This is a genomic window from Actinomycetospora endophytica (assembly GCF_021026375.1).
Taxonomy (GTDB): Bacteria; Actinomycetota; Actinomycetes; order Mycobacteriales; family Pseudonocardiaceae; genus Actinomycetospora; species Actinomycetospora endophytica.
Genome location: NZ_JAJNDB010000003.1, coordinates 334,705 through 360,486 on the forward strand (window position 1 = coordinate 334,705; position 25,782 = coordinate 360,486).

Genomic DNA, 25,782 nt, shown 5'->3' on the forward strand with positions numbered 1-25,782 from the left:
GTCAGGCTCCCTGGTTCTGGGTCGGGCGGATGGTGAGGTTGCCGAGCTGGTCGACGGTGCCGGTGCGTCCGGCGGGCACGACGACGGTGGTGGTGGGGACCTCGATCACCGCGGGCCCGGTGATGACGTGGCCGGCCCGCAGCGCGGCGTAGTCGTAGATCGGGGTGTCCTCGTAGCCGCGGCCCACCTGCAGGAACACCGGCCGGCGGGACGCCTCGGCGACGGCGGGGTCCGGGCCGTCGCCCGCGTCGAGGGGCGGCAGCTCGGGGGAGAACGGCAGCACGCCCCGGCCGCGGACGCGGTAGGTGATCGCCTGCACGCCGGCCTCGCGGAAGCCCGAGCCCTGGCCGAAGAGCTCGGCGTAGCGGGTCTCGAAGCGCGCTGCCGCCTCGTCGAGCGCCGCCGCGTCGAGCGGGCCGCCGGTGACCGGGACGGTGACCTCGGCCAGCTGCATCGCGTAGCGCATGTCGAGCTCGCGGGTGATCTCGACGGCGTCGAACTTCAGTCCCTGGCGGTCGAGGCCCTGCCGGACCTGGTCCTCGAGCTGCGCGAACGACTTCTCCGCGCGGACCGGGTCGATCGGCAGCGTGGCGGGGTCGGAGAGCTCGGCGGCGAGCTCGATGTCCGACGAGGCCAGGCCGTAGGCCGAGAACGCCGACGCGACCGCGCCCAGCGGGACGACGACCTCCTCGACGCCCAGGTGCGCGGCGTACGCGGCGCAGAACGCGGGCCCGGAGCCGCCGAAGGCGTAGAGCACGAAGTCGCGGGGGTCGTAGCCGGCCTCGACGACGGTCTTGCGCAGCAGGTCGCCGGTCTGGGCGTTCTGCGCGGCGTGGATGGCGGCCGCGGCGTCCTCGACGGACAGTCCGAGCGGCTCGGCGATCCGGGTGCGGATGGCCTTGCGGGCCTTCTCCACGTTCAGGGCCTTGCGGCCGCCGAGCAGACCCGTCGTCGGGAGGATGCCGAGCACGAGGTTGGCGTCGGTGTTGGTCGGCTCGGTGCCGCCCTGGTCGTACGACGCCGGGCCGGGGACCGCGCCCGCGCTGTGCGGCCCGATCCGCAGGTTGCCGCCCGGGTCGACCCAGGCGATCGCGCCGCCGCCCGACCCGATGGCGTGCACCCGCAGCGTCGGGACGTTGATCGGGTGGTGGTTGATGACCGTCGTCGTCTCGCGCTCCGGCTCGCCGTCGACGACCATGCCGACGAGGAACGTGGTGCCGCCCACGTCGGTCGAGATGATGTTGCGGTGCCCGAGCCGGCGGCCGAGCGCGACCGAGCCGATCACACCGCCGGTGAGGACCGAGCCGACGGTGCTGATGGCCTGGGCGGGTGCCTCGGCGGCGGCGACCGCTCCCCCGTTGCTCTGCATGACGAGCAGCGGTCCGGAGAGTCCGCGCTCGCGCAGGCTCGACTCGAGGTTGGTCAGGTAGTCGCGCAGCCCGGGCCCGACCTGCGTGCTCATGATCGTCGTGGAGTGCCGGGCGAACTCGCGGATGCGGGGGCTGACCTCGCTGGAGAGCGCGACGAACACGTCGGGGTCGATCTCGTGGACGAGCTCACGGATGCGGCGCTCGTGGGTCGGGTTGCGGAACGCCCAGAGCAGCGAGACCGCGATGGCGCGGACGCCGTCGGCCAGCAGCGTGCGGACGCGGTCGCGGGCCTCGTCCTCGTCGAGCGCGACGACGACCTCGCCGTCGCGGTCGATCCGCTCGGTGACCTCGAGGGCGTGCCGTTTGGGGAGCAGGTGGTGCTGCTTGTCCTGGGCGAGGACGTGCTGCAGTTCGTGCGGGGAGCGGCCCAGGTACCGGCCCTCGACGTTCATGATGAAGATCGAGTCCCGGTGGCCCCGCGTCGTCAGGAACCCGACCTCGGGGACCTTGCGCTGCACGAGCGCGTTGAGCGACGAGGTCGTGCCGTGGGCGATGTGGTGGGTCTCGGCCAGCATCGCCTCCACCGACTTCCCGAGCTGCTCGGCGAGCAGGTCGAGCACGTCGAGGACCCCTTGCGAGTAGTCGGGAGGGGTCGACGGGGCCTTGGCGGCGACGATCGAGCCGGAGTCGTCGTCGAGTACCGCGTCGGTGAACGTCCCGCCCACGTCGACGCCGATCACGTAGGCCATGACCACACTCCTCGTTGAGGCAGCGCGTGACCCAGGCCACGCGTTTGACGGATGCGTGGATTGTTTGACACCAGCGCCGACAAGTCAAGAGGTGGTTCGGCGATGACGACGGCAGCTCCGTGTGCGGGACGCGCACGGATCGGGGCGGTCGCCACTGTCGCCATCCGCTGTGTGCGGGATGCGCACCGATCCGTGCGGTCACCACGGCCCCGATCCGTCGTGTGCTGGACCCCATGCGGTGTCAGGGTGGGGCGCAGCCGGTCCTGCCCCATCGTTCAGCCGGTCAGCTCAGACGGAGCTTCTCCGCGTCGCGCGCCATCTCGTCCGACGCCGCGGCCCGTTTACCGAGCTCTTCGGCCTGCGCGGCGACGATCTTGGCGTGTCCCTCGAGCTGCGCTCGGAACCTGGCCTGCGTCACGACCTTTGACACGGGCGAGTGAGGCGAGGGTGTTGCGGATCGTCCGTGCCTCGCCCGCGAGCGCCCTCTGCGATCTCACGAGCGCCGCGGCGGCGCCTCCGTCAGTCCGCCTGCTCGCGCGCGGCCTCGGCTCGACGATCGGCGAGGAGCTCGTCCACGACCGACCCGACGACGCCGGCGCTCGCGATGTCCCGCCGGGTCCGCGCGGCGAGCTGGTCACGGGGCTCGACGACCGGGCGCCCGTCCTCGACGTGCGCGATCGTCAGGGCCGTCGTCTCCCACATCCTGCACATGAAGGCCGGCGACGTGGAGTCAGTTCCGGCGGGCGACCAAGTGTGCCTCGCCGTGCCCCTCCTCGTCGACGAGCACCTCGAGGTGGCTGAACGCCGCGCGCAGCTCCCCCGGCGCGGCGCGGTACGAGCCGCCCTCGTCGCCGACCGTCGAGAGCACCGACACCACGAGCAGCCCGCCCGGCGCGAGCAACCGCTCCAACGCCGGGTAGAGCCGTGGGTCGCGGAACCGCTGGCACACGACCACGTCGAACGGTCCGACGACCGCTGCGGGCAGACCGTCGTCGAGATCGGCGCCGACAGTGGTGACGTCGACGCCCAGGGAGGAGGCCAGCTCCGTCGTCAGCCGCAGCGCCTCCGGTGAGACGTCGACGGCCGTCGTCGCGAGCCCGCGTCCGGCGAGCCACACCGCGACGGTGCCGCGCCCGCACGCGACGTCGAGGGCGCGGGCGGGGCCGTCGGGCACCAGCTCCTCCCGCCCGACGAGCACGGACGGCGGGCCGGGCAGGCCGGGACCGACGGTCGCGAACCGCCGGTCCCAGCGCTCCCGGTCCTGCGTGCTCACCCCCGGGATTCTCCGCTCAGCGCCGCCGCGCGAGCGTCAGCCCGAAGCGCGCGCCGGGGTCGGTGACCCAGTGCGCGACGTCGAACCCGGCGGTGTCGAGCTCGGCGGCCACGCCCTCGCGCGTGAACTTCGTCGAGATCTCGGTGCGCATCTCCTCGCCCGCCGCGAACTCGACGGTGAGGTCGAGCGCCGGGACCTGCACCGTCATCGGGCGACGGGCGCGCACCCGCATCTCGATCCGGCTCGCCTGCGGCACCCACACCGCCGCGTAGGAGAACCCGTCGACGTCGAAGTCCGCTCCGAGCACCCGGTTCAGCACGGTCAGCGCGTTGAGCTCGAACTCCGCGGTGACCCCGGCCGCGTCGTCGTAGGCCGCGACGAGCGTCTCCTCGTCCTTGATCAGATCGGTGCCGACGAGGAAGTGCTCCCCGGGATCGAGTGTCTCGGAGAGCGCCTCGAGGAAGCGGCGGCGGTCGTCGGGCTCGAAGTTGCCGATGGTCCCGCCGAGCAGCACCACCAGCCGGCTGCCGACCTTCGGGACGCTGCGGAGGTCCGCGATGAAGTCCCCGACGACGCCGTGCACGTCGAGATCCGGGTAGTCGGCGACGAGCCCGGGGACGGCCTCCTCGAGCGCCGACGCCGAGACGTCGACCGGGATGTAGTGGCGCAGGTTCCCGGTCCGGGAGAGCGCGTCGAGCAGCAGCGTCGTCTTGGTCGACGACCCCGAGCCGAGCTCGACGAAGGTGTCGGCACCGGTCAGGCGGGCGATGTCCTCCGCCCCGAGCGCGAGGGCGTCGCGCTCGGCGGTGAACGGGTAGTACTCGGGCAGCGCGGTGATCTGCTCGAACAGCTCCGAGCCGCGCGCGTCGTAGAGCCACTGCGGCCGCAGGACCTTCGGGGTCGATGTCAGGCCGGTGCGGGCGTCGGCGCGCAGGGCGGCGTCCGCGTCGGCCTCGGTGAGGTGTACGTCCAGGGCGGCCAGGGTCCCAGGAGTGTTCACGGCGGGATGTCACGTCCGATCGGTCACGGCTCGTCCGGGCAGGGACGGGCCTGGTTCACGTCGTCGGGAACGGCGTCGGCGTGCGGCCCGGGCGGCCGCGCGGGATCAGGTCAGCGGGGTGACCTCGGGGGTGGCGTCGTGACCACGCACGACGACGGCGGAGAGGTCGGGCACGGAGGTCCAGCCGGGGTCGTCGTCGAGCGGCTCCGAGGCGACGGTGACCCCGTCGTCTCCGACGAGGTAGGACAGCGCGTGATCCACCGCGGTCGCCACCAGGGTGGGCTCGCCGCGCTCGTCCGCGATCAGCAGCAGCAGGTTGAGGCGCGATCCGGGGGCGGCCGCGAGAGCCCGCGTCACGACGTCGACCACGGCGTCGGCCGGGTCCTTGCCCGCGTCGAGGTGCCGGCGCACGAGTGCCCACAGGACGGCGGAGTCGGTGGGGGCGTCCAGCGTCATCAGGGTCTCGGTGTCGAGCTCGGCGGCGAGGTCGGCCAGGCTCGCCGGCCAGCCCCGCACGACGCCGTTGTGGCTGAAGATCCGGGTGCCGTCCCGGAAGGGCGCGCAGGCGCCGACCGAGACCGGCATCCCGACAGTGGCCGAGCGGACCGCCGCGACGAACGCCGTGCTGCGCACCGCTGTCGCGAGGTCCAGGAACGACGCGTCGGTCCACATCGGCACCGGCTGCCGGTAGGAGTGGCCGGCGCCGTCCTCGGCGAGCCAGCCCACGCCGAACCCGTCGGCGTTGACCGTCCCGCCGCCGCGCATGTCCGCCGGGGCGTAGGCCTGCACGAGCAGCGAGTGCGGCGGCTCGGTCACCCGGGACGCCAGCGTCACCGGCCGCGGCCCGACGTGGGCCAGATGTCGACACATGGGGGCGCCGGGTCAGGCGTGCTCGGCTGATCGTGCGCAGCGGAACCCGGAGAAGATCTGCCGACGGATCGGCAGGTCCCAGTTCCGGAACGTGGTGCGCGCGTTGACGGCGCCGACCCCGAACGACGAGCCCCGCAACATGCGGAAGTCGCCGCCGAAGAAGACTTCGGAGTACTCCTTGTACGGGAACGGCGCGAAGCCCGGGTAGCCCTCGAAGCCGGAGTCGCACCACTCCCAGACGTCGCCGATGAGCTGGTGCACGCCCAGCGGGGACGCGCCGTCGGGATAGGCGCCGACGGGAGCGGGCTGCAGGTGCCGCCCGTCGAGGTTCGCGCGCTCCGGCGACGGGTCGTCGTCGCCCCACGGGAAGCGGCGGGTGCTGCCCGTCGTCGGGTCGAACCGCGCGGCGTACTCCCACTCGACCTCGGTGGGCAGGCGCTTGCCCGCCCACGTCGCGTACGCCAGGGCCTCGTGGAAGCAGACGTGCAGGACGGGCTGGTCGGCGACGCCGCTGATCGCCTCGCGCTCCCCGAACGACGTCCGGTACCAGGCACCGTCGACGTTCTCCCAGGTCATCGGCGCGGACCAGCCCTCGCCGGTGATGTGCTCCCACCCGGCGTCGGACCACAGCTCGCGCCGGGAGTACCCGCCGTCGTCGACGAAGCGGGCGAACTCGGCGTTGGTCACCGGGGCCGCGTCGAGGTGGAAGGCGGCGACCTCGACCCGGTGGGCCGGGCGCTCGTTGTCCAGCGCGTAGACGTCCGGGCCTCCTGCGTCGGTGCCCATCGTGAAGGTCCCGGCGGGGTGGAACACCTCGCTGCCGATCAGGTCCCGGGCCTGCGACGAGGTCGGCGGCGGGTCGGCCCGCAGCGCCCGGGGACCCTGCCGCAGCTGATGGGTGGCGAGCATCGTCTCGACGTGCTGCTGCTCGTGCTGGGCGATCATGCCGAACACGAACCCGTCGTCGAGCAGGGCACGGCCGTCGGTGCCCGCCTCCTCGAGGATCTGCAGGGCGCGCTCGCGCACCGTGGCCCCGTAGGCGCGGGCCTCCACCGGGTCGAGCAGCGGCAGCTCCGGGCGCCCGGACCGCGGGTTGGTGAACGCGTCGTAGAGGTGGTCGATGTCCTCACGAACGCCGGGGCTCGCGGTCTCCCCCGGGGTCGCCCGGCGCACCAGCCAGAAGTCCTCCATGTTCGCGATGTGCGCCACGTCCCAGTGCAGCGGCGACATCAGCGGGGAGTGCTGCTGCATCAGCTCGGCGTCGTCGACGGCGTCGGTGAGGGCCTGCGTCCGGTCGCGCGCGGTGGCGAGCTCGGCGGCGAGGCGCCGGCGCAGAGCGTCCGGGTAGCGGGCGGCGGACAGGGGTCGGTCGGTGTCGGCGTCGCTGGTCATCCGTGGTCGCCTCCGGGGAGGGGGTCGTCCGGGTACGGGCTCTCGTCGGCGGGTCGGAGCTCGCCCTCGCCGGGCTCGCCGACCGGCTCGTCGGCGGGGCAGCGACCGCGCAGGACACGGCGCTCGGCGACGTCGCCGACGAGGGCGGCGAGGTCGGGGTCGGTGGTGAGCAGGCGCTGGTGGGCGAGCTCGACGAGGGTGCCCGCCGCGCGGCGCAGCACACCGTCGGCGAGCCCGTGCCGGGCTGCGGCGGCCCAGCGGTCCTGCGCGGGGGCGACGGCGTCGCGGGCGCGGTCGAGCGTGGCGCGGTCCGAGAGCAGCGCCGTGACCACCGCGACCGGGACCGCCCACTCGTCCCCCGGCTGCTGGTCGAGGTAGCGGACCTCGACGTGCCCGTGCGGGCGGACCGGCGGGAAGAGCGTCGTCAGGTGGTAGTCCAGGTCGGCCCGGGTGGGGCGGAAGGCGATCCCGCCGTGGCCCTCGATCCAGTCGCCGAAGGTCACGGCGGGCGGGGCGCTCCACGTGTCGCCGTGCGGCACGCAGAGCAGGCTGGTGTCCAGGGCGCGCCGCGCCCACTCCTCCGCCGGGTCCGGGCCGAGGGTCGCCGGTGGGCTGGTCCGCTCCGGGTCGAGCGACAGCCAGCTCGCCATGCGGGACGACTTCCAGCCGGTGCGCCTGCCGTGGACCGCGGGCGAGTTCGCGAAGGTGGCGACCAGCGTCGGCCCGAACTCGTGCAGCGCCTGCCACCGCTCGGTGACCGCGGCGCCCTCGCCGGCGTCGACGCAGACCTGGACCGCGGAGGTGGAGCACATCATCGTGCGTCCGTGCGGGCCGACGCGGTCGAACGCCGCCTCCATCGCCGCGTAGCGCGGGACCTTGAGGATGCGGCGGGGCGGACGCAGCGGGTCGGACGCGCGACCGGAGAGCACGAGGCCCTCGGCGTCGAGCAGCGCCCGGATCGCGTGGGTGTCGGCGCGTACCGCGTCGACGAGCGAGGACAGACCGTCCAGCGGCGGCGTCGCGATCTCGACCTGGCCCCCCGGCTCGACGGTCACCGTGCTCCCGGCGGGGAGCGGTTCCGGAGCATCGGAGGGGACTGGCACCGGTCCCGCGCCGGTGTCGGCGGGGACCGAGGAGAGGAGCGTGCCGGGGGCGTGGGGGCCGAGGGCACGGAGGAGTGCGGCGGGATCGAGACGTTCGGTCGGGCGGGTCGCGGAGCGGACGAGCCATTCGAGCTCGGCGCCCAGGAGCCGCGGCGGACCGTGCTTGAAGCAGATCGACGCGACGTAGGCCGCCGCGGCCGCACGGTCCGGGATCGGCGCGGCGGGGTCGAGCTCGATCACGGGCGCTGCCATCCCCGCTCCTCTCACCGAACCGCGTCGTCCGCTGCTGCTGGTACCCCGGCAGACCGGGTGACCGAACGTGTCACTCCTCCCACGGCCCCGGGGGACCGTCGGAGCGCTGCTGCGTCCCTCGAGTCCCAGGGACCCCGGGAGACACGGCGAAGGACGCTACACGGCGCGATGGTCCATCGCAGGTGTTCGTGCCTTCGGTGTTCGGTGTATCACCGACCCCTGACAACGTCACCCAACGTGATCGACTTCGGTCAGGCCGCGGGGGCGAACTGCGTGTGGTGCAGGTCGGCGTAGCGGCCCCCGCGCGCCAACAGGGATCCGTGCGGACCCTGCTCGACGACCCGTCCGTCCTCGACGACGGCGATGGTGTCGGCACTGCGGATCGTCGAGAGTCGATGCGCGATCACGACCGCGGTCCGCCCGACCAGCGCTTCCGCCAGCGCCTCCTGCACCGCCACCTCCGACTCCGAGTCGAGGTGCGCGGTGGCCTCGTCGAGGATCACGACCCGGGGCGCGGCGAGCAGCAGCCGCGCGATGGTGAGGCGCTGGCGCTCCCCGCCCGAGAGTCGGTAGCCGCGCTCGCCGATCACGGTGTCGAGGCCCTCGGGGAGCTGGCGCAGCAGCGGACCGAGACGGGCGCGCTCCAGTGCGGCGACCAGTTCCGCGTCGGTGGCCCCGGGCTTCGCGTAGCGCAGGTTGCCCGCGACGGTGTCGTGGAACAGGTGGCCGTCCTGCGTGACCACGCCGACCGTGCCGCGCAGGTCGGCGAAGGACAGGTCGCGGACGTCGGTCCACCGGGTGTCCCCGGCCCCGCCCGACCAGCCGACCTCGACGGCCCCGGAGTCGACGTCGTAGAGCCGCGGCACGAGGGACGCGATCGTCGACTTCCCCGCCCCCGACGGGCCCACGAGCGCGAGCATCTGCCCCGGCTCGACCTCGAGGTCCACGCCGTGCAGGACCTCGGAGTTCTCGACGTGGTCGAGGGTGGCGACCTCCTCCAGGCTCGCCAGCGAGACGTCCTCGGCGCTCGGGTACGTGAAGCGCACCCCGCGCAGGCGCACGCCGACGGCCTGGCCGGCGGGCACCGGCGTCGGGTCGGGACGCTCGACGATCGTCGGGGGCAGGTCGAGGACCTCGAACACCCGCTCGAAGCTGACCAGCGCGCTCATGACGTCCACGCGGGCGTTCGCCAGCTGGGTCAGCGGACCGTAGAGCCGGGTCAGCAGCAGGGCGAGGCTCACGACGGTGCCCGCGTCGATCCGCCCGGTGATCGCGAGCCAGCCGCCGACCCCGTAGACCATCGCCTGGGCGAGCTGGCTGACCAGGGTGAGGCTGGTCATGAACACCCGGTTGGCCATCGCGGTGCGCACGCCGATCGCCCGCACCCGGTCGGCCCGGTCCCCGAACTCCGCCGCCTCGGCCTCGGGGTGCCCGAACAGCTTGACGAGGGTCGCGCCGCCGGCCGAGAACCGTTCGGTCATCTGGCCGGTCATCGCCGCGTTGAGGTTGGCCGACTCGCGCTGCAGGCTCGCGATCGTCCGTCCGACCCGCCGTGCCGGGAGGATGAAGATCGGGAGCAGGACGAGGGCCAGCAGCGTCACCTGCCAGGCCAACGTGATCATCACGGCGACCGTCAGCACGAGCTGGATGACGTTGGTGACCAGGCCGGACAGCGTCGAGGTGAACGCCCGCTGGGCGCCGATGACGTCGTTGTTGAGGCGGCTGACGAGCGAGCCGGTCCGCGTCCGGGTGAAGAACGCGATCGGCATCGACTGCACGTGCCCGAACACCGCGCGCCGGAGGTCGTAGATCAGCCCCTCCCCGATCCGCGAGCTCATCCAGCGCTCGAGCAGTCCGGACAGGGAGTCGACGACGGCCAGCGCGGCGATCGCCGCGGCGATGACGATGACCGTGCCCAGTCCGCTGCGGTGGACGATCGCGTCGACGACCTGCCCGGCGAGCACCGGGACGCCCACCGCGATGACCGCCGACACCGTGGTCAGCGCGAGGAACGCGTAGAGCATCTTGTGGTGCGCCCCGGCGAAGCGCCAGATGCGCCCGAGGGTGCCGCGGGGGACGGAGCGCGGCAGCTTGTCGTCGCGCGCCATCGACATCATCAACATCCAGGCGTTCTCCACGCCGCTCACCCCGTTCGCTCGGACCTCGGCGCCGAGCGTGCGACCTCGACAATTGTTGAGGTCAAGCGGGACGAGCAGGCGCTGGTCGCGTCCGGCGGGTGGTGGTCCGCCGATCCGCGCGTCAAGTATCCGTGAGGGAGCGGGATCACGCTCGCGTTCGGAGGTCGCGTTCGCGCTGGGCGGAGCGCCCGGCGCGCCCGGGTGCGTGTGGTGGCGGCGCCCTGCCCCGATCATGAGGAGCACCTGGCGCAGGAGTCAGCGGCGCGTGGGATGCGTGGCGTGCCCCTCGTGCTCGGAAGCGGCGGGAACCGCGGCAGCCGACGATGATCAGGAGCACGTCAGGCAGCCGCCACCGGCTCGCCGGATGCCTGGTGTGCCCTTCGTGCTCGGGAGCGCAGGAGCGGCTCACGCCCAGCACAGGGCCGACTCGCTCCCGCTGCGAGGTCGTCGGCCTACGCCGCGACCCGCACCCCGATCATGCGCACACGTGCACACCGCACCCGCCCCGGCGCGCTTCCGTGATCTCCGGCCGGACGGATCGCCGGCCCGGAGCTCAGGACTTCTTGGTGCGCGTGGCTCCGCCGCGCCCGCGCAGCGTGACGCCGGACTCCGAGAGCACCCGGTGCACGAAGCCGTACGACCGGCCCGTCGACTCGGCGAGCGAGCGAATGCTCGCGCCCTTCTCGTACTTCTTCTTGAGATCCGTGGCGAGCTTGTCGCGCTGGTCGCCCGTGATGCGGGCGCCCTTCTTCAGATCGGCCATGGTTCGGTCCACCCCTCCCCCGGACGGTGCCCGGTGGACCCATGATGATCGTGAATGCCGGTGTGCGCCACGGCACATTCCACATGATCGGTGAGCGGTTGCGCCGTTCGGAGCGTGATCCGCCCGGGAGGACCAGCGCCTGATCGTTCCAGCTCACGAAGGCCCTACGCCGCGCGGCGGGGTCGGGCCGGTCGCGCTCAGGCGAGTTCGACGAGCTCGAGGTGCTCGGTGGAGAAGTGGTCCTCGGTGCCGTCGGGCAGGAGGATGACCCGCTCCGGCTCGAGGGCCTCGACGGCGCCCGGGTCGTGGGTCACGAGCACGACCGCGCCCTCGTAGTGGCGCAGCGCGTCGAGCACCTTCTCGCGCGAGGCCGGGTCGAGGTTGTTGGTCGGCTCGTCGAGCAGCAGCACGTTCGCCGCCGAGGAGACCAGCCCCGCGAGCGCCAACCGGGTCCGCTCGCCGCCGGAGAGCGTCCCAGCCGGCTGCTCGAGCTGCTCCCCGGAGAACTGGAACGCGCCGAGCAGGGTCCGCAGCTGCTGCTCCGGGGTGTCCGGCGCGGCCGAGCGGGCGTTCTGCCAGACCGTCCGGCCCATGTCGAGCGTGTCGTGCTCCTGGGCGAAGTAGCCGGTGCGCAGCCCGTGCCCGGGAAGGACGTCGCCGGTGTCCGGCGTCTCCACCCCCGCCATGATCCGCAGCAACGTCGTCTTGCCCGCGCCGTTGAGGCCGAGGATCACCACGCGGGAGCCGCGGTCGACCGCGAGATCCACCCCGGTGAACACCTCGAGCGACCCGTAGCTCTTCGACAGCCCGGCCGCCGTGAGCGGGGTCTTCCCGCACGACTGCGGGGTCGGGAACCGGATCGCGGCGACCCGGTCGTCCTGCCGCTCGTCGTCGAGCCCCTCGAGCAGCGCGGTGGCCCGCCGCTGCATCTGCTTGGCCGCGACGGCCTTCGTCGCCTTCGCGCCCATCTTCGCGGCCTGGGTCTGCAGCGCCGACGCCTTCTTCTCGGCGTTCGCCCGCTCCCGCTTGCGCCGGGCCTCGTCGTCGGAACGCGCCCGCAGGTAGTTCTTCCAGTTCATGTTGTAGGTGTCGAGCTCGCCGCGGGTCGCGTCGAGGAACCACACCTTGTTGACGACGTCGGCCAGCAGCTCGGTGTCGTGGCTGATGACGACGACGCCGCCCTCGTGCGACTTGAGGAACCCGCGCAGCCAGGAGATGGAGTCCGCGTCGAGGTGGTTGGTCGGCTCGTCGAGCAGCAGCGTCGTGCCCGCGTTGCCGCCGTCGCCGGAGGCCGCGAACAGGATCCGGGCGAGCTCCACGCGGCGGCGCTGACCGCCGGAGAGCGTCTCGAGGGACTGGGCCAGTACGCGGTCGGGCAGGCCGAGGTTGGAACAGATCCGCCCGGCCTCGCTCTCCGCGGCGTACCCGCCGAGATCGGCGAACCGGGTCTCGAGCCGGCCGTAGCGGGCGACCGCCTTGTCGCGCTCGTCGTCGTCGGCGAGCTCGGCCATCGCCGTCTGGACCTTCTCCATGTCGCGCAGGATCTGGTCGAGCCCGCGCGCGGAGAGCACCCGATCCCGGGCCAGCACGGACAGGTCGCCCTCGCGCGGGTCCTGGGGCAGATAGCCGACCGGGCCGGTGGACCGGATCGTGCCGCCGTAGGGCTCGGACTCCCCCGCGATCGCCCGCAGCGACGTCGTCTTGCCTGCCCCGTTGCGCCCGACCAGGCCGATGCGGTCCCCCGGCTGCACGCGGAGGGTGACCCCCGAGAGCAGGACGCGGGAGCCGGCGCGCAGCTCGAGATCGGACGCGGTGATCACAGGGGGCCTTCCGGGTCGTGGTCGCGGCGTGGTGCGGCGATGACGGGCGCCGAGCGGCCCGCCGCCGCCTCCAGGGCGGCCCCACCGGCACGGCCGGGGCTCGGCGACGCTCCGCCGCGGGCGCGTACGCCGGGTTCCAGTGTAGGTGAGGGGTTCGCGCCACCCCCGGGTGTCCGGGCGTCGAGTGACCGAGGTCGGGGTGTCACGCGCGTCACCGCGGGGTGGCGGACCTCACGCACGGCGATCTCTTCACACGCCTCTGCCGGACCTCGGGGACACTGGGGCCATGGGCCTGTTCAGCTGGTTGCGCGGGAGCGGCACGTCGGGTTCCTCCGGCGTGGGCGCCGACGGGCGTCGCCAGGTCCTCGATCGTGAGGGCGGCCCGGCGGACCTGGACCACCTGCGCTCGTTCGCCAAGACCCGGCGTGGCGTGGAGTTCTTCGTCGAGCCGGAGACCACGGCGACCGACACCACCGTCGTCGCGGTGGCCGTCGACGGCGAGTGGACCCGGCGTCGCGTCGGGACGCCGCGGGCCGCCGAGCGCCTCGCCCGCAAGTGCGGCGTGCCGGTCTACGACGTCACCGTCACCGGCTACCCGCAGGCCATGCGGGACTGGAACGAGCGGGCCAAGCGCGACCGCGAGACGCTCCGCTCGTGGGACCGCGAGCTGGGCACCGGGGAGAGCTGAGCCCGGCCGACCTGCTGGTGGCGGGCGGCGGCCCGGCCGGCTGGTCCGCGGCACGGGCGTGTGCCCGGCGCGGGCTCGACGTCGTGCTCGTCGACCCCCGCCCGGACCGGACCTGGCGTCACACCTACGGCGCGTGGGCCCACGAGCTGCCGCGATCCGGGCCGGACGCGCTGCCGCCCGAGGTCGTGGCCGCGCAGGACGTCGGCTGGGCGATCGCCACCCGCACCCACCGCCTCGACGACGAGTACGCCGTCCTCGACACCCCCGCGCTGCAGCGGGCCCTGTACGACGACGGGGTCCGGGTCGTCCGCGGACGGGTGGTCACCGCCGGGGCCGGGCGCGCGGTGCTGGCCGACGGCCGCGAGTGCCGGGCCGGTCTCGTCGCCGACGCGACGGGCGCGCCGCAGGCCCTGAGCGCCCACCGCGGGCGGGGACGGCGGGCCGAGCAGACCGCCGTCGGCGTCGTCGTGGACGAGGCGACGGCGGCGCGGGTCACCGGGGGCCGGTTGTTGTTCATGGACTGGCGCCCGCTGCACGGCGTCCCCGGCTGGCCCACGTTCCTCTACGCCGTGCCGCTCGGCGGCGGTCGGGTGCTGCTCGAGGAGACCTCGCTGGCCCGGCGACCCGGTCTGCCGCTGCCCGATCTCAGCGAGCGCCTCCGGCGTCGGCTGCTCGCCGCGGGCCTGCGTGGGGCCGAGATCCCGCTCGACGACCCCGCCCGGGTGGAGCACGTCCGGTTCCCGGTCGACACCCCGGATCATCGCCCGCCCGACGGTGTCGTCGCGCTCGGCGCCGCCGCGCCCCTCGTGCACCCGGCGACGGGGTTCTCGGTGGCGCGGTCGCTGCGCGTGGCCACTCGTCTGGCTGACGCGTGTGTCGCTCGATCGGATCATCCAGCGGTGATCGACGGGTCCGGTGGAGCGGCCTGGGCCCGGCGCGCCGTGCGGGGTGGATCGGCCGGGATCGTCCACGCGATGCGCGGCCGGGGCCTCGACGTTCTCCTGCGTCTCCCGCCCGGAGAGGTGCCCGAGTTCTTCGACCGCTTCTTCTCGCTCCCGACGGCCCCGCGGCGGGCCTACCTGGGCGCCGACGACGACGTGGCGGAGTCGCTGCGGGCGATGGTGTGGGTGTTCGCACGTCTGACGCCGCGTCTGCGCGGGCATCTGATCATCGGGTCGCTGGCCGGACCCGGACCCGCCCAGCGGCCCTGAGGGCCCGGCACACGGGGGGTCGACGTCGTCCGATCGGACGATCGCGATACCATCCGCGATCTCCGGGCCACCCTTCGTTCCCCATGTCCGGAGAGACCCCCAGATCGGAGTACGCATCATGGGCGCCTACCAGCTCGTCGCCGTCGGCACCGACGGTTCCGACTCCTCCTTCCGCGCCGTCGACCGCGCGGCCAGCGTGGCCGCCGACTCGGCGGCCGCCCTCCTGATCATCTGCGCCTACCACCCGGCGAAGAACACCAACTCGGCCCAGGACCAGCTGGGTGAGGACGCCGCGTACCACGTGGTCGGCTCGACCCCGGCCGAGGAGACGCTGCGCGACGCCAAGGAGCGCGCGTCCCGCAAGGGCGTCGGCGATGTCCAGACCCTGGCCGTCGAGGGCGACCCCATCGAGGCCGTCACCGACGTCGTCAACGACCGCAAGGTCGACCTGCTCGTCATCGGCAACCGCGGGCTGAACAGCCTGTCCGGCCGACTGCTCGGCTCGGTGCCGCAGGGCATCTCCCGCAAGGCGCCGACGGACGTCCTCATCGTCCACACCACGTGAGTCGTCCGCCGCGGAACGCACGACACCGCGCGGGTGCGGGCCCGCGCGACGACCGCGGTGAGGACGACGTGGATCCGCCCGCTCCGGGGCCCGACGACGGGTCGGGCCCCTGGAGCGAGGCGCAGCGCGAGGTCGAGGAGTTCCTCCTCGGCGGCGAGCGCTTCCTGCGTCGCGGCGACATCGCCGGGCGTTCCGGGGTGTCCCTGGAACAGACCTCGCGGCTGTGGAGCGCGCTCGGGTTCCCGAGCGTGCCCGACGACGTGTCCGCGTTCGGCCAGGCCGACCTGGACGCGCTCGAGCTCGTGCAGGAGCTGCTCGGGGACGAGGCGCTCGACGAGGCCGAGGCCCTCGCGATCGCGCGGACCCTGGGCCAGAGCATGGCGCGGCTCGCCGAGTGGCAGTCCAACCTGCTGCGGCGCAGCATCGCCGACCGCGGCACCGCCGGCGAGCCGGACGCCGTCGTCGACTCCGTCCGGACCCTGGTCCCGCTGCTGGAGAAGCTGCAGGCCTACACGTGGCGGCGCCACCTCGCGGTGACCGCCGGGCGCATGATGTCCGCGATCGCCGAGTCGGAGTCCGAGGACGACCCGCGGGCGACACCCACGACCGTCGGCTTCGCGGACCTCGTCGGGTTCACGTCGATGTCGCGGCAGGTCGACGCCGACGAGCTGCGCTCACTGCTGGAGCGGTTCGAGGGCGTCAGCACCGACGTGGTCTCGCGGCACGGCGGGCGCATCGTCAAGACCCTCGGCGACGAGGTGCTCTTCGTCTGCTCCGACGTCCGCTCGGCCCTGCAGATCGCCTTCGACCTGCACGCCGACGTCCCGGACGACGACGGCCGTCTCACGCTGCGGATCGGCCTGGCCCACGGGGAGGTCCTCCCCCGCTACGGCGACGTGTACGGCCCGGTGGTCAACATCGCGAGCCGGCTGACCTCGCACGCGCGCCCGGGCACGACGCTGCTCGACGACGACCTCACCGACGCGGTGCGCGACCTCGGCCTCGACGTCGAGCTCCGCTCGGTGCCCCCGCTGGCGGTTCGGGGCTACAAGCACCTGAAGCCGCACGTGGTGCGGCCGCGTTCGAGCTGACGCTCCCGTGCGTGCGTTTCCGTGCTCAGGCTCGACTTGGTGCGCTCGTGATCAAGGAGTCGCTGCAAGGGTGAGCAAAGATTCGATCGGCACGCAGCGACTCCCTCGCCCTGTTGCGGGGGCGAGCTTCGACCTCTAAGTCGGAAAACTAGAGTACTGCTCGTGCACGGCGACGTGGTTACCGAGATGCCGACCTGGGAGGGCTTCCTCCGGCCGATTCTGACCGCGCTGGAAGACGGCGAACCCCACCTGGCGCGAGAGTTGGGAGATACCGCGGCGGACATCGCGGGTCTGACGGCGGAACACCGACTCGAGACGCTCAACTCCGGCCTGACCAGGTACCGAGATAGAGCTGGCTGGGCGATGTCGGCCCTCGCTCGGGCAGGTGCCGTTGACAGGCCCAAGCGTGGAACCTACGTCATCAACAAGACCGGCCGGATGCTGTTGGAGGCCTTCCCTCACGGGTTTACCGAGAAGCACCTCCTGCAGCAGACCCCCGGCTATCCGATTGCTGGGGGCGCGCATGGCGGTGCAGGCCCGACGCCGCCCGTTGCAGGCCCGGGTGATCCCCTGAACCCGCGTGAACAGATCGCCGCCGGCGTCGATCGGCTCCACGCGAGCGTGGCGACCGACCTGCTCCAGCGTCTACGGAGCGTGGACCCGACATTCTTCGAGACCACTGTCCTGGCCCTGCTGGTGGCAATGGGGTACGGCGGCGCCGACGAGGACCGTGCTCGCCGTATCGGTGGTAGCGGTGACGGCGGTGTGGACGGCGTCATCGACCAGGACCCGCTTGGTCTCGGCCGTATCTACGTTCAGGCCAAACGCTACGCATCAGATAACGTCGTCGGTCGTCCGCAGATTCAAGGGTTCGTTGGCGCTCTACACGGTCAACAAGCCAGCCAAGGTGTCTTCATCACCACGAGCAGCTTCACCAAAGAGGCTACGGAATACGCTCGTCAGGTCAATGCATCCGTCGTACTCATCGATGGCGCGCGCTTGGCGAACCTGATGATCCGGTACGGGGTAGGCGTCCAAGTCGAGAACACCTACACCGTTGTGGGAGTCGATGAAGACTTCTTCGAGAAGGCATAGCTGTGAGCACTAATCGGTGCTATGGCACTGATTAGTGCTCACGAGCGCGGAGCGCACCTACACGGTGAAGCCGAGCGCGCGCAGCTGCTCGCGGCCGTCCTCGGTGATCTTGTCCGGGCCCCACGGCGGCATCCAGACCCAGTTGATCCGGACGTCGTTCACGAGGCCGCCGCCCGGGCCCTTGGTCAGCGCCGCCCGCGACTGGTCCTCGATGACGTCGGTCAGCGGGCAGGCCGCCGACGTCAGCGTCAGGTCCAGGGTCGCGACGGTGCCGACGTCCTCGCTGTCGACGTGGATGCCGTAGAGCAGGCCCAGGTCGACGACGTTGATCCCCAGCTCGGGGTCGACGACGTCGCGCATGGCCTCCTCGAGGTCGTCGATCGACGGCATCTCGGCCCTGGGGGCGCTCGTCTCGGGCATGCCCTCGGCGCCACGGGGCGTCTCGGTCTCGGTCACTGGTGTTCCTCCAGCTCGGGAGCGTTGTCGTCAGCCTGCGCCACTGCGTCCTTGAACGCGAACCAGCCCAGCAGCGCGCATTTGACGCGCGCCGGGTAGGCGGCGACGCCGGCGAAGGCGACGGCGTCGTCGAGCACGTCCTCGTCGGGCTCGACCTTGCCACGGCCCTGGACCATCTTCTGGTACTCGGCCAGGACGTCGAACGACTCGCCGACGGTGCGCCCGACGACGAGGTCGTTGAGCACCGACGTCGCGGCCTGGCTGATCGAGCAGCCCATCGCGTCGTAGGAGACGTCGACGACCTTCGCGTCCGGACCGGAGCCGTCGAGGTGCACCCGCAGGGTCACCTCGTCGCCGCAGGTCGGGTTCACGTGGTGGACCTCGGCGTCGAACGGGTCCCGCAGCCCGTGGCCGTGCGGGTTGCGGTAGTGGTCCAGGATGATCTCCTGGTACATCGTCTCGAGCTTCACGGCGTCACCCCTCCACTCAGAGCACAACGCCGTCGCGGGCGAAAAAGTCCTGCACCCGGCGCACGCCGTCGAGCAGCGCCGCGACCTCGTCGAGGGTGTTGTAGACGTGGAAGCTCGCGCGGATGGAGCTCTGCACGCCGAACGCGCGGTGCAGCGGCCAGGCGCAGTGGTGGCCGACGCGGACCGCGATCCCGGAGTCGTCGAGCACCTGCGACGCGTCGTGCGGGTGCACGCCGTCGATCTCGAACGACACCGCTCCCCCGCGCGCCTCGGTGGTGCGCGGGCCGATGATCGTCACGCCGTCGATGGCCTGCAGCCCCTCGAGCGCCGCGGCGGTGAGGACGTTCTCGTGCGCGTGGACGTTCTCCATGCCGATCTCGGAGAGGTAGTCCACGGCGGCACCGAGCCCGACGGCCTGCGAGGTCATCGGGACGCCGGCCTCGAACCGGGCCGGCGGGGCCGCGTAGGTCGAGCCCTCCATGCGGACGAGCTCGATCATCGACCCGCCGGTCAGGAACGGCGGCAGCGCCTCGAGCAGCGCGCGGCGGCCGTAGAGCACCCCGATGCCGGAGGGCCCGAGCATCTTGTGCCCGGAGAACGCCGCGAAGTCCACGTCGAGGGCGCGCACGTCGACCGGGGCGTGCGGCACCGACTGGCAGGCGTCGAGCACGGTGTACGCGCCGACCGCCTTCGCCCGCTCCACCAGCGTCCCGACCGGGTTGACGGTGCCCAGCACGTTGGACTGGTGGGTGAACGCGACGACCTTGGTCCGCTCGTTGATCACCGACCGCGCCTCGGCGGAGTCGAGATCGAGCCGCCCGTCGGAGGTGACCGAGAACCACCGCAGCGTCGCCCCGGTGCGCCGGCAGAACTCCTGCCACGGCACCAGGTTGGCGTGGTGCTCCATCTCCGTGACGACGACCTCGTCGCCGGGGCCGACCCGGAAGCGCTGCGCGGCCGGGTCGTCGGAGAACGTCGCGTTCGACATCGAGTACGCGACGAGGTTGAGCGCCTCGGTCGCGTTCTTGGTGAACACGATCTCGGAGGTCTCGATGCCGGGGTCGGCGCCGATGAACGCCGCGATCCGCGACCGGGCCGACTCGTAGGCGTCGGTCGCCTCCTCGGACAGCGCGTGCGCGCCGCGGTGCACCGCCGCGTTGGACGTCTCGAGGAACGTCCGCTCGGCGTCGAGCACCTGGCGCGGGCGCTGTGACGTCGCCCCGGAGTCGAGGTAGATCAGCGGCTTCCCGTCGCGGACGGTGCGGCTCAGGATGGGGAAGTCCGCGCGGATCTTCTCGACATCCAGCGTCGCACCCGTGACGGGTGCGAGTGCGGTCATGCCGGCTGCTCCTCCTTGCTGGACTCCGCGGCGCTGCCCGTGAAGCGGACGTAGCCGTTCTCCTCGAGCTCGTCGGCGAGCTCCGGGCCGCCGGACTCGACGACCTTGCCGTTCACGAACACGTGCACGCGGTCCGGCGAGATGTAGCGCAGGATCCGGGTGTAGTGGGTGATCAGCATGATCCCGACGTCGGACTGCGCCTTGTACTCGTTGACGCCCTTGCTGACGATGCGCAGCGCGTCGACGTCGAGGCCGGAGTCGGTCTCGTCGAGCACCGCGAACTTGGGCTTGAGCAGCGAGAGCTGCAGCACCTCGTGGCGCTTCTTCTCACCGCCGGAGAAGCCCTCGTTCACGGAGCGCTCCGCGAAGGACGGGTCGATCTCGAGGTCGCTCATCGCGTTCTTGACCTCCTTGACCCAGTGCCGGACCTTCGGGGCCTCGCCCCGGGTGGCCGTGGCGGCCGAGCGCAGGAAGTTCGACATCGAGACGCCGGGCACCTCGACGGGGTACTGCATCGCGAGGAACAGGCCGGCCCGGGCGCGCTCGTCGACGGCCATCTCGAGGACGTTCTCGCCGTCGAGGAGCACGTCGCCCTGGGTGACGGTGTACTTCGGGTGGCCCGCGATGGAGTAGGCCAGCGTCGACTTGCCGGAACCGTTCGGGCCCATGATCGCGTGGGTCTCGTTCGAGTTCACGGTCAGGTCGACGCCGCGCAGGATCTCCTTGGGACCGGACTCGGTCTCGACCTCGACGTGCAGGTCGCGGATCTCGAGGGTGGACATCAAGCCTCTTTCACTGACGCGTTCGTGTGGTGGTGGGGAGCGGCGTGCTCAGGCGCCGACGGCTTCGAGCTCGGCCTCGATGGCCGCCTCGAGCCGGTCGCGCAGGGCGGGCACGCGGACCTTCTGGATGACCTCGCCGAAGAACCCGCGCACGACGAGCCGTCGGGCCGCCGCCTCGGGGACGCCGCGGGACATCAGGTAGAACAGCTGCTCGTCGTCGAACCGGCCGGTCGCGGAGGCGTGGCCGGCACCGACGATCTCGCCGGTCTCGATCTCGAGGTTCGGCACCGAGTCGGCCCGCGCGTTGTCGGTGAGCAGCAGGTTCCGGTTGAGCTCGTAGGTGTCGGTGCCTTCGGCCGCCTTGCGGATCAGCACGTCGCCGATCCAGACGGTGTGGGCCGCCGTCCCGCCCTCGACTCCCTGCAGCGCGCCCTTGTACATCACGCGCGACCGGCAGTTCACCACCGAGTGGTCCACGAGCAGGCGCTGCTCGAAGTGCTGCCCGCCGTCGGCGAAGTACAGCCCGTCGAGCTCGGCGTCGCCGCCCGGCGCCCGGTAGTTGATCACCGGCGAGAGGCGGACGAGGTCGCCGCCGAGCGTCACCGACGTGTGCCGGATCGTCGCGTCGCGGCCCACCGAGAGGTGCTGGGCCCCGACGTAGACCGCGTCGTCGGCCCAGTCGTGCACCTCGACGATCTCGAGCTTCGCGCCGTCGGCGACGACGAACTCGGTGTTCGCCGCGACCGTGCCGGAGCCCCGGTGGTCGAGGACGACGACGGCCTCGGCGTGGTGCTCCAGGCGCAGCTGCAGGTGCGCGTACGCCGTCGAGCCCTGGCCGGGGCCGGTGACGGTGATCGTCAGCGGCTCGTCGTCGGAACGGGCCTCGTTCACGGTGACCACGTGGGCCCGCGTGAACCCGGACCACGCCTGCGCCGCGACGCGGTCGGCGGGGATGCCGCCGTCGCCGAGGCGCGGGTCGTCGCGGCCGACGGTCTCGTGCCGGACGCCGCCGAGGTCGGACGACGCGGCGTCGCCGAACCCGGAGACGACCGCGACGTCGATCTGGCCGTCGACGGACGCGGAGCCGTCGTGCAGACCGCGCAGGCGCCGCAGCGGCGTGAACCGCCACTGCTCCTCACGTCCGCCGGGGACCTCGAAGGCCTCGACGTCGTAGGAGGTGAAGCGCTCCTCCCACGGAGCGGTCTTGACCGCGGCTGCCGTCGGGATTCCGGGGTCCGTGTCCTGGACCGTCATCCGACAGCACCCTCCATCTGCAGCTCGATCAGGCGGTTGAGCTCGAGCGCGTACTCCATGGGGAGCTCGCGCGCGATGGGCTCGACGAACCCACGCACGATCATCGCCATGGCCTCGTCCTCGGTGAGGCCGCGGGACATCAGGTAGAAGAGCTGGTCCTCGCTGACCTTCGAGACGGTCGCCTCGTGGCCCATCGTCACGTCGTCCTCGCGGACGTCGACGTACGGGTACGTGTCGCTGCGGCTGATCGTGTCGACGAGCAGCGCGTCGCACTTCACCGTCGACCGCGAGTGGTGCGCACCCTTGTTCACCCGCACCAGGCCGCGGTAGGAGGTCCGTCCGCCGCCGCGGGCCACCGACTTCGAGATGATCGTCGACGACGTGTGCGGCGCGAGGTGCACCATCTTGGCACCGGCGTCCTGGTGCTGGCCCTCGCCGGAGAACGCCACCGAGAGCACCTCGCCCTTGGCGTGCGGACCGGTCAGCCAGACGGCCGGGTACTTCATGGTCACCTTGGAGCCGATGTTGCCGTCGACCCACTCCATGGTCGCGCCCTCTTCCGCCTTGGCGCGCTTGGTGACCAGGTTGTAGACGTTGTTCGACCAGTTCTGGATGGTCGTGTAGCGGCAGCGGCCGCCCTTCTTCACGACGATCTCGACGACCGCGGAGTGCAGCGAGTCCGACGAGTAGATCGGCGCCGTGCAGCCCTCGACGTAGTGGACGTAGGCGTCCTCGTCGACGATGATCAGCGTCCGCTCGAACTGGCCCATGTTCTCGGTGTTGATCCGGAAGTAGGCCTGCAGCGGGATGTCCACGTGGACGCCCTTGGGCACGTAGATGAACGAGCCGCCGGACCACACCGCGGAGTTCAGCGCGGAGAACTTGTTGTCCCCGGCCGGGATCACCGACCCGAAGTACTCCTCGAACAGCTCCGGGTGCTCGCGCAGCCCGGTGTCGGTGTCCATGAAGATGACGCCCTGCTGCTCCAGGTCCTCGCGGATCTGGTGGTACACGACCTCGGACTCGTACTGCGCGGCCACACCCGCGACGAGGCGCTCCTTCTCGGCCTCGGGGATGCCGAGCTTGTCGTACGTCGCCTTGATGTCCTCGGGCAGGTCCTCCCAGGAGGCGGCCTGCTTCTCCGTCGAGCGGACGAAGTACTTGATGTTGTCGAAGTGGATGCCCGACAGGTCCGAGCCCCACTGCGGCATCGGCTTCTTGTCGAACAGGCCCAGCGCCTTCAGTCGGCTCTGGAGCATCCAGTCGGGCTCGTCCTTCTTGGACGAGATGTCGCGGACGACCGCCTCGTTCAGGCCGCGCTGGGCGCTCGCGCCCGCGTCGTCGCTGTCGTGCCAGCCGAACTGGTAGCTCCCCAGGGAGGCGAGGGTCTCCTCCTGGCTGAGGGGCTCCTGCGGTGTGGTCCGCTCCGCAGCGGTGGTCATACGACCTGCCTTCCCTTGACGTCGGGCCCCGCACCGGTGGTGGCGGCGGGGGTGGTGCCCGTCTGGTCGTGCTGCTCGTCCGCCCCGCGCGCCTGCTGCGCCGGGACGTGGGTGGTGCACGCGGCGTCGCCGCGCGCGATCGTGGCGAGCCGCTGGACGTGGGTGCCCAGCAGTTCGGCGAACACCTCGGCCTCGGCCTCGCACAGCGCCGGGAACTCCGCGGCGACGTCGGCGACGGGGCAGTGGTGCTGGCAGAGCTGCTCGCCCGTCACCCGGGCGTCGAGGCCGTCGTCCGCGCCGGCGCCCCGCGTGGTCGCGGCGTAGCCCTCCGCGGTGAGCGCCCCGGCCAGCCGGGCCGCGCGCTCGGCGCGGTCGGTTCCGGCGAGGACGTGCTCGCGGTGCTCCCCCACCATCGCGAGGGCCCGCTCCCGGGCGAAGGCCTTCACGGCCTCCTCCCCGGCGGCCTCGCCGAGCCGGCGCAGGGCGGCCACCGCGAGCTCAGCGGGGCCGTCCTCCCCTCGCCCGACCCGGGCGCGGCCGCTCGCCGTCAGGAGGAACTGGCGCGCGGGGCGGCCCCGCTTGCGGCCCGCGGCCTGCGGGGCGTCCCGGGTCGCGACGCTGCCCTCGGCCACCAGGGCGTCGAGGTGGCGCCGCACGCCCGGACCGGAGAGGTGGAGCTGGTCGGCGAGCACACCCGCCGTCGTCGGGCCCTGCTCGAGGAGTACGCGCACGACGGCGTCGCGGGTGCGGCCGTCGGCCGCCGACCGGGCGTGCTCGGCGTGGGCCGCGTCGGGCTGGTCCACCACCACGTCGTCCACCTCCGTCCGCTCCGATCGATGATGTCCGGGTCCACGGCCGATCATGAACCTCGGGCCCGGCTTTTGACAACACCAGTCTTGCGTATATCCGCGAGGGCGGCAAAGCCGGTGCCCACGGGCGTGTCACGGGTCACCCGAGCGGGCCTCGAACAGGCGGGTCACGGGCCCTCGGTATCGTTCCCGAGGTGACGGCCACGGCACCGACGGCCCCCTCGGAGGAGTCCTCGCCGTCGGGACCCTCCCCGGCGGAGAGCGACGTGCGGCGCGCCGAGGCTCCCGCCACCCCCGACGAGCGTCGCCGGCTGCGGTTCTGCCGGCGCTTCGGGTTCACCGGCTCGCTGCTCATGGCGGTCGGCGCGCTCGGCTGCGGCGCCACCCCCGCCTCGGCGTACAACCCGCTGCTCGGCGTCCGGGTGCTCGGCCTGCCCGCGCGGCTGCCGACGGTCTCGCTCGCGATCGCCTACGTCGGCATGGGCATGATGGTGCTGGCCTGGCTGTGGCTGGGCCGGCTCGCCTGGCCGGGGCGGGTCCGGCTCACCGTCCGCCAGCTCACCCGCATCCTCGTCATGTGGGCGGCGCCGCTCGCCGTCGCGCCGCCGCTGTTCTCCACCGACGTCTACGGCTACCTCTCGCAGTCCGAGGTGGTCTCCCGCGGGTTCGACCCGTACGTCTTCGGCGCCGCGCAGGCGCTGGGGCTCGACGATCCCCTCGTCGCGAGCATCCCGACGATATGGCGCACCACGCCGTCGCCGTACGGCCCCGGCTTCCTCACGTTCGGCCGGCTGGTCACCGCGATCGCGGGCGACGACATCGTGCTCGGCGTCTACCTGCACCGGGTCCTGGCGCTGGTCGGCATCGGCCTGGTGATCTGGGCGGCGCCGCACCTGGCCCGCCGCGCGGGCGTCGAGCCGATCGCGGCGCTGTGGCTGGCGATCAGCCCGCTGGTGCTGTTCCACCTGGTCTCGGGCATCCACAACGACGCGATCATGCTCGGCGTCGTGTTCTTCGGTCTCGAGATCGGTTTCCGCCGTTCCTGGATCCTCGGCGCGGTGATCATCGGGCTGGGGGCCTCGGGGAAGATTCCGGCGATCCTGGCGCTGGCGTTCCTGGCCGCGCACGTCGCGCGGGAGCGCTGCCTCGCCTCCGGCCGGGACCCGCAGGGCAAGGACGGGATCCTCGCGCTGGTGCGCTGGGGCGCGCTCGTGTCGGCCACCGGTCTGGCCGTGGTGGCCGCGGTGTCGGTGTTCTCGGGCCTGGGCTTCGGGTGGATCGCCGCGCTGTCGGTGCCGAACCTGCTGCGCAGCTGGCTGTCGGTCACCACCGACCTCGGCGTGCTCGGCGGGCAGGTCGGCATCGCGCTGCAGCTCGGCGACCACACCGACGCCGTCCTCGCGCTCACCCGCTCGGCCGGGCTCGGCGTCGCGGCGCTGGTGTGCGCGCTGCTGGTGCTCGCGGTCCTGCGCGGGCGGCTGCACCCGGTGGCGGGCGTCGCGTACGGGTTCGGGGCGGTCTTCCTGGCCGGCCCGGTGCTGCACCCCTGGTACCTGCTGTGGCTGATGGTCCCGCTGGCCGCGTCGGTCACCGCGCCGCGCATCCGGGGGGTGGCCGTGGCCGTCTGTGCCTCGGTGGCGCTGCTCGTGCCGCCGACCGGCAACGACTTCACCTTCCGCGCCTACCAGCTCCCGATGGCGATCTTCGCCGCGCTCGCGGTGGCCGTGGTCCCGCTGCTCGCCTCGCGCGGCCACACCCCGCGCATCCCGCCCCGGCGCACCGACGAGGACACCGAGCAGCCGGTCACCGAGGAGGTCTCCTGAGCGGGCCGTCCGGTCGTACCCGTGCAC

The 25,782-nt window shown here is 72.6% G+C and carries 24 protein-coding genes; 6 read left to right on the top strand and 18 right to left on the bottom strand.

Annotated features, from left to right (window positions below):
- Position 1: 1 nt before the first annotated feature.
- The 11 genes from LQ327_RS16980 to LQ327_RS17025 form a co-directional block, all read right to left on the bottom strand.
- The gene (locus LQ327_RS16980; protein ID WP_230735749.1) at positions 2-2,119 is read right to left on the bottom strand and encodes a hydantoinase/oxoprolinase family protein; all 2,118 of its coding nucleotides are present in this window, start codon (positions 2,117-2,119) and stop codon (positions 2-4) included.
- A 283-nt stretch (positions 2,120-2,402) separates the two neighbouring features.
- The gene (locus LQ327_RS34000) at positions 2,403-2,537 is read right to left on the bottom strand and encodes a hypothetical protein (RefSeq protein ID WP_269070262.1); all 135 of its coding nucleotides are present in this window, start codon (positions 2,535-2,537) and stop codon (positions 2,403-2,405) included.
- Positions 2,538-2,638: 101 nt separating this feature from the next.
- Entirely contained in the window at positions 2,639-2,821 is a 183-nt protein-coding gene (locus LQ327_RS16985) for a hypothetical protein (protein WP_230735751.1), read from the bottom strand.
- Between the two features lie 28 nt (positions 2,822-2,849).
- Entirely contained in the window at positions 2,850-3,392 is a 543-nt protein-coding gene (locus tag LQ327_RS16990) for a class I SAM-dependent methyltransferase (protein WP_230735753.1), read from the bottom strand.
- A 16-nt stretch (positions 3,393-3,408) separates the two neighbouring features.
- Positions 3,409-4,392, bottom strand: a complete 984-nt coding sequence (egtD, locus tag LQ327_RS16995; protein ID WP_230735755.1) for an L-histidine N(alpha)-methyltransferase — start codon at positions 4,390-4,392, stop codon at positions 3,409-3,411.
- 105 nt (positions 4,393-4,497) lie between these two features.
- Positions 4,498-5,262, bottom strand: coding sequence for an ergothioneine biosynthesis protein EgtC (gene egtC, locus LQ327_RS17000; protein ID WP_230735757.1), 765 nt, complete (start codon positions 5,260-5,262; stop codon positions 4,498-4,500).
- Between the two features lie 12 nt (positions 5,263-5,274).
- Positions 5,275-6,654 carry an ergothioneine biosynthesis protein EgtB gene (gene egtB, locus LQ327_RS17005; RefSeq protein WP_230735759.1) on the bottom strand — a complete coding sequence of 460 codons (1,380 nt, stop codon included), beginning with the start codon at positions 6,652-6,654 and terminating at the stop codon, positions 5,275-5,277.
- Positions 6,651-8,009 (bottom strand): ergothioneine biosynthesis glutamate--cysteine ligase EgtA, encoded by a 1,359-nt coding sequence (gene egtA / locus LQ327_RS17010; protein ID WP_230735761.1) that lies wholly within the window; start codon positions 8,007-8,009, stop codon positions 6,651-6,653. The genes egtB and egtA overlap by 4 nt, the downstream gene beginning before the upstream one ends.
- A 251-nt stretch (positions 8,010-8,260) precedes the next feature.
- Positions 8,261-10,132, bottom strand: a complete 1,872-nt coding sequence (locus LQ327_RS17015) for an ABC transporter ATP-binding protein (RefSeq protein WP_230736260.1) — start codon at positions 10,130-10,132, stop codon at positions 8,261-8,263.
- A gap of 568 nt (positions 10,133-10,700) precedes the next feature.
- Positions 10,701-10,910, bottom strand: a complete 210-nt coding sequence (locus tag LQ327_RS17020) for a helix-turn-helix domain-containing protein (protein WP_169183063.1) — start codon at positions 10,908-10,910, stop codon at positions 10,701-10,703.
- Positions 10,911-11,107: 197 nt separating this feature from the next.
- Positions 11,108-12,730 carry an ABC-F family ATP-binding cassette domain-containing protein gene (locus tag LQ327_RS17025; protein WP_230735763.1) on the bottom strand — a complete coding sequence of 541 codons (1,623 nt, stop codon included), beginning with the start codon at positions 12,728-12,730 and terminating at the stop codon, positions 11,108-11,110.
- A gap of 286 nt (positions 12,731-13,016) precedes the next feature.
- Between LQ327_RS17025 and LQ327_RS17030 the strand changes: the two genes are divergently transcribed.
- From LQ327_RS17030 to LQ327_RS17050, 5 genes are all read left to right on the top strand, one after another.
- Entirely contained in the window at positions 13,017-13,418 is a 402-nt protein-coding gene (locus LQ327_RS17030) for a hypothetical protein (RefSeq protein WP_230735765.1), read from the top strand.
- On the top strand, positions 13,385-14,629 hold the full coding sequence (locus LQ327_RS17035) for a lycopene cyclase family protein (protein ID WP_230735768.1): 1,245 nt from the start codon (positions 13,385-13,387) through the stop codon (positions 14,627-14,629). The genes LQ327_RS17030 and LQ327_RS17035 overlap by 34 nt, the downstream gene beginning before the upstream one ends.
- A 118-nt stretch (positions 14,630-14,747) precedes the next feature.
- The gene (locus LQ327_RS17040; protein WP_230735770.1) at positions 14,748-15,194 is read left to right on the top strand and encodes a universal stress protein; all 447 of its coding nucleotides are present in this window, start codon (positions 14,748-14,750) and stop codon (positions 15,192-15,194) included.
- A 68-nt stretch (positions 15,195-15,262) separates the two neighbouring features.
- A complete protein-coding gene (locus LQ327_RS17045) occupies positions 15,263-16,285 on the top strand; it encodes an adenylate/guanylate cyclase domain-containing protein (RefSeq protein WP_230735772.1) in 1,023 nt (340 codons plus the stop codon).
- Between the two features lie 162 nt (positions 16,286-16,447).
- Entirely contained in the window at positions 16,448-17,380 is a 933-nt protein-coding gene (locus LQ327_RS17050) for a restriction endonuclease (RefSeq protein ID WP_230735774.1), read from the top strand.
- Positions 17,381-17,437: 57 nt separating this feature from the next.
- On the opposite strand, the gene LQ327_RS17055 is transcribed toward LQ327_RS17050, so the two are convergent.
- Genes LQ327_RS17055 through LQ327_RS17085 form a run of 7 tightly spaced genes read right to left on the bottom strand, consistent with a single transcriptional unit; the run spans position 17,438 to position 23,932 of the window.
- Positions 17,438-17,800, bottom strand: a complete 363-nt coding sequence (locus tag LQ327_RS17055) for a metal-sulfur cluster assembly factor (RefSeq protein WP_230736262.1) — start codon at positions 17,798-17,800, stop codon at positions 17,438-17,440.
- Positions 17,801-17,832: 32 nt separating this feature from the next.
- Positions 17,833-18,306 (bottom strand): Fe-S cluster assembly sulfur transfer protein SufU, encoded by a 474-nt coding sequence (sufU, locus tag LQ327_RS17060; RefSeq protein WP_230735776.1) that lies wholly within the window; start codon positions 18,304-18,306, stop codon positions 17,833-17,835.
- A gap of 16 nt (positions 18,307-18,322) precedes the next feature.
- Positions 18,323-19,645, bottom strand: a complete 1,323-nt coding sequence (locus LQ327_RS17065; RefSeq protein ID WP_230735778.1) for a cysteine desulfurase — start codon at positions 19,643-19,645, stop codon at positions 18,323-18,325.
- Positions 19,642-20,427, bottom strand: a complete 786-nt coding sequence (sufC, locus tag LQ327_RS17070) for a Fe-S cluster assembly ATPase SufC (protein WP_230735779.1) — start codon at positions 20,425-20,427, stop codon at positions 19,642-19,644. Before sufC ends, LQ327_RS17065 begins: the two co-directional genes overlap by 4 nt.
- A 48-nt stretch (positions 20,428-20,475) precedes the next feature.
- Complete coding sequence (gene sufD / locus LQ327_RS17075) at positions 20,476-21,681, bottom strand: Fe-S cluster assembly protein SufD (protein ID WP_230735781.1); 1,206 nt, start codon at positions 21,679-21,681, stop codon at positions 20,476-20,478.
- Positions 21,678-23,123, bottom strand: coding sequence for a Fe-S cluster assembly protein SufB (gene sufB, locus LQ327_RS17080; protein WP_230735783.1), 1,446 nt, complete (start codon positions 23,121-23,123; stop codon positions 21,678-21,680). Before sufB ends, sufD begins: the two co-directional genes overlap by 4 nt.
- Entirely contained in the window at positions 23,120-23,932 is an 813-nt protein-coding gene (locus tag LQ327_RS17085; protein WP_230735785.1) for a helix-turn-helix transcriptional regulator, read from the bottom strand. The genes sufB and LQ327_RS17085 overlap by 4 nt, the downstream gene beginning before the upstream one ends.
- A 194-nt stretch (positions 23,933-24,126) precedes the next feature.
- Here LQ327_RS17085 and mptB point away from each other — a divergent pair, with 194 nt between their 5' ends.
- Positions 24,127-25,755, top strand: coding sequence for a polyprenol phosphomannose-dependent alpha 1,6 mannosyltransferase MptB (gene mptB, locus LQ327_RS17090; protein ID WP_230735786.1), 1,629 nt, complete (start codon positions 24,127-24,129; stop codon positions 25,753-25,755).
- Positions 25,756-25,782: the final 27 nt, after the last annotated feature.